This window comes from Dyadobacter diqingensis (assembly GCF_024220585.1).
Lineage (GTDB): Bacteria > Bacteroidota > Bacteroidia > Cytophagales > Spirosomataceae > Dyadobacter > Dyadobacter diqingensis.
This window is the reverse complement of the sequence record NZ_JAMXKF010000012.1, coordinates 194,253-206,882: the sequence shown is the minus strand read 5'-3', so window position 1 is coordinate 206,882 and position 12,630 is coordinate 194,253. Positions and strand designations below refer to the sequence as shown.

General features: G+C 42.1%; 11 protein-coding genes. 3 read left to right on the top strand and 8 right to left on the bottom strand.

Translation table 11 applies throughout. The features are described from left to right. Positions 1-86: 86 nt before the first annotated feature. The 6 genes from M1L62_RS26435 to M1L62_RS26410 all read right to left on the bottom strand — a co-directional run bounded on the left by M1L62_RS26435 (position 87) and on the right by M1L62_RS26410 (position 7,598). Complete coding sequence (locus tag M1L62_RS26435) at positions 87-518, bottom strand: hypothetical protein (protein ID WP_254562661.1); 432 nt, start codon at positions 516-518, stop codon at positions 87-89. A gap of 151 nt (positions 519-669) precedes the next feature. Continuing rightward, the gene (locus tag M1L62_RS26430; protein WP_254562660.1) at positions 670-1,263 is read right to left on the bottom strand and encodes a Crp/Fnr family transcriptional regulator; all 594 of its coding nucleotides are present in this window, start codon (positions 1,261-1,263) and stop codon (positions 670-672) included. 164 nt (positions 1,264-1,427) lie between these two features. After that, positions 1,428-4,409: a glycosyltransferase family 117 protein gene (locus M1L62_RS26425; RefSeq protein ID WP_254562659.1), complete on the bottom strand. Its 2,982-nt coding sequence runs from the start codon at positions 4,407-4,409 to the stop codon at positions 1,428-1,430. 244 nt (positions 4,410-4,653) lie between these two features. Continuing rightward, positions 4,654-5,982, bottom strand: a complete 1,329-nt coding sequence (locus M1L62_RS26420) for an ABC transporter permease (RefSeq protein ID WP_254562658.1) — start codon at positions 5,980-5,982, stop codon at positions 4,654-4,656. Between the two features lie 45 nt (positions 5,983-6,027). Continuing rightward, positions 6,028-6,942, bottom strand: coding sequence for an ABC transporter ATP-binding protein (locus M1L62_RS26415; RefSeq protein ID WP_254562657.1), 915 nt, complete (start codon positions 6,940-6,942; stop codon positions 6,028-6,030). A 218-nt stretch (positions 6,943-7,160) separates the two neighbouring features. Continuing rightward, positions 7,161-7,598, bottom strand: coding sequence for a hypothetical protein (locus M1L62_RS26410; RefSeq protein WP_254562656.1), 438 nt, complete (start codon positions 7,596-7,598; stop codon positions 7,161-7,163). Between the two features lie 205 nt (positions 7,599-7,803). On the opposite strand from M1L62_RS26410, the gene M1L62_RS26405 reads away from it, so the two are divergent. The 3 genes from M1L62_RS26405 to M1L62_RS26395 all read left to right on the top strand — a co-directional run bounded on the left by M1L62_RS26405 (position 7,804) and on the right by M1L62_RS26395 (position 10,439). Next, positions 7,804-9,201, top strand: a complete 1,398-nt coding sequence (locus M1L62_RS26405) for a dicarboxylate/amino acid:cation symporter (RefSeq protein WP_254562655.1) — start codon at positions 7,804-7,806, stop codon at positions 9,199-9,201. Positions 9,202-9,261: 60 nt separating this feature from the next. Next, positions 9,262-9,615 carry an ArsC family reductase gene (locus M1L62_RS26400; RefSeq protein WP_254562654.1) on the top strand — a complete coding sequence of 118 codons (354 nt, stop codon included), beginning with the start codon at positions 9,262-9,264 and terminating at the stop codon, positions 9,613-9,615. Positions 9,616-9,761: 146 nt separating this feature from the next. Continuing rightward, entirely contained in the window at positions 9,762-10,439 is a 678-nt protein-coding gene (locus M1L62_RS26395; protein ID WP_254562653.1) for a helix-turn-helix domain-containing protein, read from the top strand. A gap of 62 nt (positions 10,440-10,501) precedes the next feature. Here M1L62_RS26395 and M1L62_RS26390 read toward each other — a convergent pair whose 3' ends face one another. Together M1L62_RS26390 and M1L62_RS26385 are read right to left on the bottom strand one after the other, a co-directional pair. Beyond that, a complete protein-coding gene (locus M1L62_RS26390) occupies positions 10,502-11,143 on the bottom strand; it encodes a hypothetical protein (RefSeq protein WP_254562652.1) in 642 nt (213 codons plus the stop codon). 24 nt (positions 11,144-11,167) lie between these two features. Further along, complete coding sequence (locus M1L62_RS26385; RefSeq protein WP_254562651.1) at positions 11,168-12,388, bottom strand: THUMP-like domain-containing protein; 1,221 nt, start codon at positions 12,386-12,388, stop codon at positions 11,168-11,170. Between the last annotated feature and the right edge of the window lie 242 nt (positions 12,389-12,630).

The following is a 12,630-nucleotide window of genomic DNA, read 5'->3' as shown; positions in this document are numbered from 1 at the left end:
GTAGTCGAAAATATAGTTATAAATCAAAATTTCATGAGAGGTATATATGGAAAGAGGCCGCCTTTTTGAGACAGCCTCTTTTTTTATTATGGGGTTACAACAATTGAATCTTCCTGAATTTCCAGATGGTAGATATGGTCCGGATCGTTGTCTGTGTTTCCGGTAAATTTGCCGAAAGTATTACTCCACTTTTTCTTATTCCCAAGGGCAACAAGTCTGTATGTTCCGCTTGTCGAAGTGTTGTTATTGATGTCATAAGTTAATCGTACCGCCAGATTTTCGGGGAGATTGGTAATGAAAACGGAATCCGTTAAGCTGGTTCCGCCCGCTCCCTTTGTTTCCAAAAATACCGTCAGGCGGTTTATCTTATCAGAAGATCTGTTGGTCACAAAATACTGGACCATGGACGCAGCCGGTTCCGAATCACTGCATGCCGTGATGAGCGATACAGAAGATATCAGGGCAGCAAAGAGTAACAGCGATCGTACATTACCTGCTTCTTTTCTATGGCTAATCATAAACTGAGTATTAATTCACACTCAAAGCTAACAACAAGTCACAGAAATTTAAGCGGGCAGTATATCATAATTACTGACCGGGATGCGTTTTGGTGGATTATTACTGTTTTATATTTAATTATTTACACGAACAAGTAGCCAATGCAAGAACTTACATGACCATTTTAGCCCGTTTTTCAGACTCTACTTTTTTTTTGACTTTGAGAAACGTAGCCAGGTTCATCCGGAGATAACTCGCTATATACTGATCCTCCACATGGCCGTGGATATGGGGATAGTCCCGCTCAAACTTCTGGAAAAGTTCTTCTTCGGAAAGCATATACAAATCCTGCATACGTTTTTCAAGCCGTATTAATCTTCGTTCCATTATCTCCTGATATACTTTTTCCATATCAGGATAATGCAGGATCAGCGAAAGGAAATTCTTTCGCGAAATACAAAATAAGGTAACCGGTGTGCAGGTTTCTACGTAATCGATGGAAGGCTGGTCGTATATGAAGTTTGACGACGTCATAATGCAATCACCTGCTGTGTCAAAACCATTGGTCCATTGCTGCCCAAGGCGGCTGTAAAAATTGCGGGTTGTTCCTTCGGCTATGAAATAGACCATTTCCTGAGGATGTTCAGGAGATATTAGGATTGTTTTTTCCGGGTATTCAGAGATAATCAATTTCTGAAGAACAGCTTCATAAGTTCTTTCAGAAATTATATTGTAGTTACAGAGTAACGAGAATATTTTGTGCATAGGTCGGCATGAAAATTAAACTTTTCAAGAAATACCTGTTAATTGATTTTCATACCGTTGAGTTTAAATTTACGAATTTTTACAGAAAAAAAATATTATTACTTCACCATAAAACAAAAGAGGGCTGATTATCAGCCCTCTTTTGTTTTTAAACTGTATTTTTTTTACTGTGCACCGTTGCCATACATGTTAAATGCGGCCAGATGTTTCTGGAAAATTGCCTCATATTTTTTTGCAGCAGCTTCCTGTTTTGCCTCGCGGCATTCGTGGACGATGGTTTGCAAAATATACAGGTCAACCTGGCTGTCACGACGTTTTGTAGTCGGGTTGGCTTTTGACCAGGTCAGGTTTTCATCCGAACGTGATGCCATGGTTTCGGCAATTTCAAGCGCCTTCTTATTTTCACCCAAATCGAAAAGCGTACCGATAAAGTTTGAAGATATCTGATCGTAAGGGATACTCTTGTCTGGCATTACCGTAAGTGCTTTGTCCATTGCCTTTTTAGCTTCTGCCAGTTTGTTGTCGGCGATCAGCTGTCCGGCCAGACGAAGGAATGCAATACGGGCTGTGAATATTGGAGAACCCAGGTACGTGTTATCGTAATACGTATTGGCATTGTCCAATTCTCTCCAGAACATTTTGTTCATTAGGTTATCATACATCACCGTTGAATTTACATACCCGTCAGAAGCTCCCGGCACTTTTACCGGAAGCAGGCGGTAGGCATATCCTTCCAGCTGCATATATTCTTTCAGGTTCAGATAACTTGATCCGCCCAATGTTGATGAGAAGTAGATCGGTCTCTTCCAGTCGTTGGTCGCGATCATATCAAGCATCATCAAATCAGATTTGTACAAATCACCTTTACCGATTGTCCAGCTGATCGAATCGCTCAGGTAAGGAACAAGATCACTTTTGATGATATTCATTTTCTTCACAGCCTCTGTATCAACCGGTAAAAATAACACCGAAGAAGGCAGGATAGAAGTCATGTCGCCACTCGTAAGCGGAACCTGAATTGCTTTATTCTCCTGTTTTACCAGGCCGATATATTCTTTCAGGTTAATACCGCCTTTCACGCTTGGAATCTCGTAGAAAGGAACGATATCGTTCTTACCGAAAGCGTAGTTGTTTTTATCCAATGAAATCGGAAGTGCTTCTGAAAGGTACGTTTTGCGTTTCATCTGATCGATGTACCAGTCGGTGCCCAATAAGCTCAGGTTACAAACCCGAACGTCCGTTCTGAATCCTTCCACTTCCTGAACGTACCATAAAGGGAAGGTATCGTTATCCCCGCCTGTAAATAAAATGGCGTTTGGAGCACAGGAATTAAGCAGGTTTTTAGCAAAGTCAACCGAGTGATAACGGTGGTTACGGTTGTGGTTGTCCCAGCCTTTTGCACCCATAATCACAGGTACGATCAAACTCAAACCTGTGGCAACACCTGCACGGGTAGTTGGGCTTTTTACAAATTTATTCAGTCCGTCTGCCAAAGCAATTACTCCAAAACCGATCCACATACAGAAAATGTAGAAAGATCCCACGTAGATATAATCACGCTCACGAGGCTCGGTAGGAGGGGAGTTAAGATAAACCACCAATGCCACACCGGTAAGAAGGAATAATAATCCCAATACCAAAAGATCGCGCTGGCGGCGGAAATACATTATCACAACACCAAAAAGACCGAGAATAAATGGCAGCATGAAGAAGTTGTCATGTGCCTTATTGTTTTGAATGATGGACGGGAAAGTCTTGAAAGCATCCCATGGAAGCAAGTTTCCTGCGCCTTCTTCGTCACTTTCGCGACCAACAAAATTCCAAAGGAAATAACGCCAGTACATATGCCCGATCTGATACGAGAACATGAATGACAGGTTATGCCCCATGGTTGGTTTCTGGCCTTCCGCCAATCCCGTCATTTGCTGATAAAGCTGTGGATGTCCCGCCTGCGTGCTGTACATACGAGGTAAGAGCATGCTGCTTCCCGGTTCGTATTCATATTCGGGACGGTAATCGTAGATAGAATATTTTCCATCCTGCTTGCGGTACATCGGCGCACCACGTTTCTGGTTAATTGGACGGGAAACGAATGATGGTCCGTACAATAACGGACGGCTTCCGTACTGCTCTCTTTTCAGATAAGAAACGAAACTTAAAACATCGTTCGGGTTATTTTCATTGATTGGCGGATTGTATTCTGCACGTACCAAAACCATCAGATAACATGCATAACCTACCAAAATAAATGCCAGGGAAAGCAAACCTGTGTTCAATAACACCTTTGCTTTTTTCTGCGAATAAATAATTCCCCAGATCAGCGATCCCAGGAAAATAATGATAAAGAATATTACACCAGATTTGTAAGGTAAACCCAGTGAGTTGACAAAGAAAATTTCGAATTTACCTGCAATGCTTGGAAGGCCCGGGATGATACCTGAGTTAATGATCCCCAGAATAACAAGTCCGCCAATGAAAGCAAGAATACCACCAAAAACACTCGGTTTGTCGTATTTTTTGAAATAATAAACCAGTGCAAGTGCAGGAATGGTAACGAGGTTAAGCAAATGGACGCCAATGGAAAGACCTACCAGATAAGCTGTGAAAATCAACCAGCGATTTTCCGCAGCAGGATCTTCAATACGTTCCCATTTGAAAACAGCCCAGATAACGATGGCTGTAAAGAATGAAGACATACCGTAAACTTCCGCTTCAACAGCCGAAAACCAGAATGAATCCGACCAGGTGTAAGCCAAAGCACCAACAATACCAGAGCCCATTAAAAGGATAATATCTCCCTGAGTCAGTTCTGCGTCTGTTTTGCTTCCGATCAGTTTGCGTGACAACAATGTGATCGTCCAGAAAAGGAAAAGAATGGTAAACGCGCTGCTTAATACCGAAACCATATTGACCCAATAGGCAACGTTGGTAAGATCACCAAAAGCAAACATCGAGAATAATCTTCCGACTAAAAGGAAAAATGGAGCTCCCGGAGGGTGAGGTACCTGCAATTTAAATGCACAGGCAATAAATTCGCCGCAATCCCAAAAGCTGGCCGTTCGTTCAACGGTGAGGGCGTATGTCAGAAATGCAATCGCGAAAACAATCCAACCCGTAAGGTTGTTGGAACGGTTGAAACGGGTCATTATAATAGTTTAAGGTTATAAGTTTACAGTTAAGATTCGGAAGTCAGAGGCCAGGTTAACATGGCCGCAATGCCCCAAAATATAACTGCATATTTAATCGGTGCCTCAAAATTAGCAAAATAACCTCAACGGCAAGGGTTAGGAAGTCTTAAAAAGTGTTAAAGGCTTTGTCGCGGGTGATTTTTTGTTATAAAACAGGATCAGGCGACTGGTGAACAGGGCCTGATCCTTGATTATAATTTTGTTAAACTTTGTAGAAAATCCATTTGGCCAGCTCCTTGTAGGTTACCTTTTTGCCGTACATCAGAATGCCGACGCGGTAAATACGGGATGCAAGCCAGATTGTGCCCATAAAACCTAAAACCAAAAGGGTCATGGAAAGCGCAATTTGCCAGGCCGGCACGCCAAAAGGAATCCGGACCATCATGATAATGGGCGAAGTAAAAGGGATCATCGATGTCCAGAATGCGAGATTTCCGTCGGGGTCCCGGAGGACAAGCTGAGCAAAAATGAATGAAAATATAATGGGTAAAGTGATCGGAAGCATGAATTGCTGCGTATCGGCATCATTATCAACCGCGGCACCAACTGCGCCAAAAAGTGCGCTGTAAAATAAATAACCGCCCAGATAATAAAACAGAAAACAAGAAATGATCAGCGGAATGTTCAGGCTATTGACTGCGCCCAACACCTCAGCCACCGGATTGTCAACACCCGCACCGGGCATATTGGAAGCCGGCATTCCTTTTTGCATTTTGCCCATTTCCTGCTGAATCTGCTGCGAATCTTTTGGCATTTTAGAGGAAAGAACCGCAGAAGCGGCGGATGTCAATGATACGGTCAGGAAAATCCAGAGCACAAACTGGGTTAATCCCACGAGCGCCACACCGATAATTTTCCCCATCATCAGCTGATAAGGTTTCACAGAAGAAATAATGACTTCTACAATCCGGCTTGTTTTTTCTTCTGTCACCCCGCGCATCACCTGCGTGCCGTAAATGAAAACAGACATATAAATCAAAAAGGCACAGATACCACCGATGATAGTCGCGGCGCCGGAACTGCTTGTTTTTTCGCCTTCCTCGCTCAGGCTGATGGTTTCTGAACTTACGTTAACACGCGAATCTTCCAGAATTTTATGGGTGATCCCCGCCTCCGACAGTTTTATATTTTCGATCTGTTTTTCGATGACTTTTTCGATATCAGATTTTAGCTCCATACTGACGTTTTTCGGGGCATAAATACGTACGCTTTTCGGAGAATTGATCACATTTTTAGGAATGTAAACCAGCGCATTGGCATGGCTATCCGTAAAATGAGCTTTCGCAGAATCGATGGAGGAGTTTACAAACGAGAATTTCAATGATTCAGAATCTTTGAATTCATTGGTAAAAAGTCCGCTTTCATCAACAACCTGAACCAGTTTGCTATCCACGGAGCTGATCGCCATCCAGATAACAAGTGCATATCCGCCGACAAAAAGTACCGGCGCAAGAATAGTCATGATCAGAAATGACTTTTTCTTCACCCGGACCATGTATTCCCTTTTAATAACAAGTAATATATTCCGCATTTTTATCAAAATTTAGAGAGTAGATGAAGGTATTCCCGCCAAAGGTCAGGCCTCGGGTACTTCGTTAACGGCACGCATGAAAATATCGCTCATGGAAGGAATATTTTCTCCGAATCCCCGAATTTCGATTTTCGGAAGCAAATCAGTCAAAAGTTCATTGGCACTGATGTGAGACGGCAGGTGAATGTTGGTACGGAGATAATCGTTTTCCAGAACGGAAGTTTTCTCCAATTGGTACTTATTTTCAAAACCATCCAGATTTCCTTTGTATTCCACAAAGAAAGTGTTGGTTTTGAACTGTTCTTTAATAACCGACTTTGGTCCATCGAGAACTTTTTTCGCACGATGGATCAGTGCGATATTGTCGCAAAGTTCCTCAACCGTTTCCATGCGGTGTGTGGAGAAAATGATGGTGCTGCCCTTTTGTTTTAATTCCAGAATTTCATCACGGATCAGATTTGCATTAATCGGGTCAAAGCCGGAAAAAGGCTCATCCAGAATAATCAGATCCGGTTCATGCAAGACCGTGGAAACAAACTGTACTTTTTGCTGCATACCTTTCGAAAGGTCTGAAACGCTTTTGTCCCACCAGGTTTTGATGTCAAACTTGATAAACCAGATTTTCAGTTTTTCCATAGCCTCCTTTTGGCTGAGGCCTTTCAACTGGGCAAGATAAAGCAGCTGATCACCTACTTTCATCTTTTTATACAAGCCACGTTCTTCGGGCAGATAACCTATTCTCGAAATATGTTTTGGAGCAAGTGGCTGTCCGTCAAATAACACATGCCCGGAATCCGGTCCCGTAATCTGGTTTATGATCCGGATCAATGAGGTTTTGCCGGCACCGTTTGGTCCAAGAAGTCCGAAGATGCAGCCCTTGGGAATATTTATACTGACATCATCGAGTGCACGATGATTGGAGTAATCTTTTGTAATGTTTTGTACTTCTATGATATTCATTCGTATGTAGGGTAATGGCCTGTTTTGCGAATTGTTTTCACAATAACGGATGAAGTTAGCCAGACTATTTTAATCTGCACGTCAAATATGCAAAGTATCACAACCTTTACAAAAACGTAACCTGACAAATGTACAAATAGCCGGATTAGTGGTAAAAAAGAAAGAGTAAACAGAATTTCTGTTTACTCTTAGAAAAAATTACTGCGAAAGCTATAAAATTATACTACGTATTTATCGCGAATTTGAAACAATACCCAAAAGCCAAGTACTCCTCCGATAATCACAGCAAGAATCGCCAACTGAAGAAGGTTGCTGACCAGACTTAACAATAATGCGTAATACATAAGATTCCAGCCAGCTCTTTTGCGGGCGCGTAAGGGTGAAAATGCCATCAGGTACATGATCATCATCACGGTTGCCAGAACTATACCGACATAAAAACTAAACCCGCCGCCATAAGAGGCCACTCCGATGCCGATGGCTGCGGTGCCGACACCAAAAGCGGTTAATAAACCCAGTAGTCCTAAAACAGCGCCAATAAGGATTAAATACGGTCCGTACTGGACCAGAAGTTCTTTGACGTTGTCAGGAAAAGGAGGGAATTTCCCTAAAAAAATTGGTTCTAATTCGTTTTCAAGGATAAGTCTGGATTCCATTAACAGTAGATGTTTGAAAAGTTGAGAAACAATTGATTATTTTTAGAAAGCTAGAAAAAATAGTGCAAATATTCAATAAAATCGTCCAATGTATAGAGTTTATTTCGTAAAAGGTTGAATTTGGGCTGGGCATTAATGCAACCCTTTACCCGAATTTAGCTAAGTTTACTGATCCAAACTGTTACCTCATCTCCAAAATCCTTGTATGAAGAACAAAATTACCATTGTAAATCTGGCTCTTATTACCATTGCTGCGCTTGCCACAGTACTTAATGCTTATCACGTCATCTCGATTTCAACGGACGTGTTGGTCGGACTTCGGTGGACCGCTTTGGCGGGGCTCATTATTTTTGCATTCCTGAAAAGAAACCTGACCACTTCCATCCTGATTTCGATGTTGGTGGGAACGGAGATTGGGTATGATTTTCCTGAACTGGGGACGAGCCTTCATTTTTTGAGACAGATTTTCCTTCAGATGATCAAAACTGTTATTGCGCCGCTTCTTTTTGCGACTTTGGTAACAGGTATCGCCGGTCATTCGGATCTGAAACAGGTGGGACGCATGGGATGGAAATCTCTGCTTTATTTTGAGGTTGTAACAACGTTTGCATTATTAATAGGCCTGTTTTTTGCCAACTGGTTTAAGCCGGGCGCGGGAATTATTCCTCCTGCAAACCTGAATGCGGCCCTGCCAAAAGTTGCTGACCAGACCTGGCAGGATATCGTACTGCATTCATTTCCTGAAAACCTTGCGAAGTCAGTTTATCATGGAGAGGTTCTTCAGATTGTTGTTTTTAGTGTTCTTTTTGGTATAAGTCTTGCGATGATCCCGGCGGCAAAAAAGGAGAAATTTGTGGCTGGTATAGAAACACTGGCAGAGGTAATGTTCAAATTCACGAAGATTATCATGCTTTTTGCTCCGATTGGTGTAGGTGCTGCAATTGCTGAAACGGTGGGTCATATGGGTATTGATGTACTTAAAAATCTGGCGCTGATGCTCGCAACATTGTATTGTGCACTGCTCGCGTTTATGCTTCTCGTGTTTGTGCCGATCATGTTTATCGCAAAAATTCCGATTGTCAAATTTGTGAAAAATATCTTTGAGCCGGTTTCTATCGCATTTGCTACAACGAGTTCGGAGTCAGCGTTGCCTAAGGCTATGGAGAAAATGGAAAAGTTTGGTGTTCCACGCCAGATTGTTTCATTTGTTATGCCAACCGGTTATAGCTTCAACCTCGACGGGTCAACATTGTATCTGGCCCTGGCGACGGTTTTTGTTGCGCAGGCTACGGGAACTGAGATGTCCATCGGACAGCAGCTTTCCATGGTGTTTTTGTTAATGCTTACCAGTAAAGGTGTTGCCGGTATTCCTCGTGCAACTTTGGTGATTCTGCTTGGTGCGATCGCCAATTTCGGAATGCCCGAGTGGCCGGTATTGCTTTTGATGGGTATTGATGAATTGATGGACATGGCCCGTACTTCTGTCAATGTGACAGGAAACTGCCTTGCAACGGCTGTTATCGCACGTTGGGAAGGGGAGCTGGACGATGAGAAAATGCAGTTGTCCGATAAAGTGTTAGCGGAAGAAGTCGTTTCGGCTTAAAATTTATATTTATTAAAACAGCGGTCGGGTTATATCCGGCGGCCAATAGCGTCAAAATTTATGTTTACTGTATACGGAATTCCGAATTGCAACACGGTGAAAAAAGCCAGGACGTGGCTGGATGAAAAGGGTATCGCTTACACTTTTCATGATTACAAAAAGAAAGGGATAACCGCGGAGAAAATATCCGGCTGGTTTCAATACTATCCGTGGGAAAAGCTGGTTAACAAGGCTGGCACGACCTGGAAACAATTGTCAGACGAGGAGAAAGCGGCGGTTAAAGATGAAAGTTCAGCTTCAGACTTAATGATCGCCAAAAATTCGGTGATCAAAAGACCTTTGATCGAAGATGCTTCCGGAAAGGCCGTTGCACTGGGCTTTTCTGAAAAAGAATACGAAGAAGCGTTTCTGTAACAGAGATAAAATTTATTGATTTTGAAAATTAGCGGACGGTAAATTGCTGTCCGCTAATTTTTTGTGTTAACTTTTGTTCACATCAGATGACATAGCATAGTTTTTGATAAATTTCTCATATTCATTTCAGCGCAAATTTTTAACCTATGCATGACGAACTTATTGAGAACAGGATCATCGATCGTATTAATTCGATTGATGCAATTGCAGAACGGCTTCCGGTCATCGTCATCGTTCATAGAATTACGGATTTTTCTGTGGTTTATATGTCTCCCCAGGGGTTGGAATTGCTTGGGATCACGCTTGAAGAAATCCGAGAAATGAAAGCAGAGTATCGGGCACGTTTTTTCAATATTGATGATTGGGATGATTATGCCCCGAAAATTAAAAAGCTGCTTGTCGCAAATGACATGAATGAGAGTATAACCTATTTGCAGCAGGTAAAACTTGCCGCGCATGACAAATGGGAATGGTATATGAGCGCTACCCGACTTTTTATGCAAAATGAGGCTGGTGATCCGATACTGACCATTACGACCGCAACATCCATAGGCGACATGAAACATTTGTCATTGAAAGCGGAAAGGCTGCTGGAAGAGAATACGTTTTTGCGAAACAACTATCAAAAATTTTCGACGCTTGGCAAGCGTGAAAAGGAGATTTTAAAGATGGTCGCACTCGGGAAAAGTTCACCTGATATTGGCGATGAACTCTATATCGCCTCTGCAACCGTAGATGCACACCGGAAGAATATAAAAAAGAAATTATCCATTAGTTCTCATTACGATTTTACCCAATATGCCCGGGCATTTGACCTGATCTGAATTGCCGGAAACAAAAAAAGTGAGCTGTTGAGGCTCACTTTTTTCAGGTGTCAGAATGGTTTTTATTTTACGCGACCTTTGGCTACTTCCAGAGCCTTTTGTTTGTTTTGCAAATCGATCAGCGAATTACCCGCTTCCAGTTTCTTTCTCTCTAATTCAGCGCGGAGTTCGGTAAGTTTCTTTTCTGCTTTTTCAATTTCCTTTGCTGTATTGTCATTTTCCTTCGTCTGTTTTTGATAGCTTTTTTCGGAAGAGACAAAAATTTCGTCAGCCACTCGCGCTTCTTCGCGAACGCTGGCATAGTCAGCAAAATCTTTCAGGATCGTTTCAGCACTTTTATACGAATCATCAGAGGCATTGGTCACGTACTGGCCATTTACATAAAGTGCCAGGAAAACCTGAGAAAGGTCTTTTCCTGAATTAATCTGGCTGGTAATTTGAACCGGCGCACTGGAAACCGCAGGCACTGATGCTTTTTCAATGGTGTAAACACCGCGCTTGCTTTTAACTTTCCCGAACTTGTCAAGATAAGATTCCCAATATTTGCTCAGATATTTTTCAGAGATATTCTGATTAAGATTTAGTCCGAAATATTCCTGCTTATCGATGGTTTGTTTTCCGGGAGAAACACTTTGTGCACGAAGGGATACAGCCGTTAATGACAAAATAACCGCAAATAGGAACGAATTAGTGTGAAGTTTCATTTTCTTGTTGTTTTGATTAAAAGATTATAGTTTTTTAGTTACCACTACGATCTTTTTCTGATTGGATAGCGTAGTAGCAAAGAGGTAAAGATTACCACCTTCTTTAAGACGCCATTTTTTTCTCAGGTCATCAATTTTTGCAGGAAAATTTCTTATCGTCAGATTTGCCTTGTTATCCGGCACGTACTCAGCGATTTCCCGGGCATCGGGTTTGCAAACGGCGATGATCTCAAAACCACGGCCGGGGAAGTCTGCCACCGGATCTTTCGAGGTATAGAGATGGCTGTGAACGGCCAGTTTTTTTACATGAAAAGCGGCACAAACCGATTTGAAACCGCCTGCTTTTAAAACGGCAGGATGAGGCTCATATAAGTAGGCGAGCGGCTCGCTGAACTCCATTTCGGCATCCCGTTCCTGGGCGCGTGTAAAGTCAAGCTGATGCACGATACGCCCTTCTGAATCAACGACACGTGCTTTGATCTGTAATTCTTCATCAAATGAATCTTTATTCAGGCTGAAAAGTAATTCTTTACATTCCTGTTCATAACCCATCACATGAATTTCCTTGACAGCCTTCAGTTCCTGAACTGCCAGATCGATATCCAGCAGCGGAGATGTTTTTAGCAAGACATTGGGCGCATGTTTAAATAACTCGGGAAGATGAAATTTCACATCCGGCGCACAGTCGGAAAGCAGCACGACTTTTTGCTTGTTGGCATCCCTTCGGGCCGGATCTGCATAAATCCAGTCGGCCTGTGCGTTTGTACTTGCCAGTGAAGCAATCGAATCGTCGTTATGGACGGAGATATTTTTTGCCTTTAATAATGCAAAATTATAACGGGCAGTTTCAGCGACTACCTCCTGTTGTTCGTAATAATGTGCCTCGTCAAAATTCCGGCTCAGGTAATAAGAATCAACCCCCATACCACCGGTAATATCGATCAGGGTTTTTCCCCGGATCAGTGTCGATTTATATTTTGCGGTTGCTTCCGAGGAACATTGTTCAACGGATAAGGCAGGTGGGAAAATCAGTTTTTCAACGGACGACCATTCCGGCAATTTTTTCGATGCTTTCTGACGTGAGAGAATTTGGGCGGCCAGTTTTTTTACATCCAGCCCCTTGAATTGGGAAGATTTCAGGACCAGTCTGGTTACATCTTCGTCCTTGTTTTTTTGTATAAAATCAAGTTCGGTTTCTGTAAAACCAATATCAGGTAAATTCTTATTTGTCGTAATCTCGTCCATTTCTTCCGGTCATTCACAGGTTTGTAATCCTGTTTTTTTAACCGAAAGTACTCTTTTTTTATTTATAAAAATTCCTCATAACGTTGCAAATATATAGATTCCTTTGAATCAGAGCAATATATGCTGTTTCTGCGTTTATTTATAGAATACCGGAAAAAGATTCTGTTTTGTTTTAAGTTGGACGAACCAAATGAAAATTATAAATTGTCGGTTATTATAGCAATTTCCTAAGTTAACCTTTT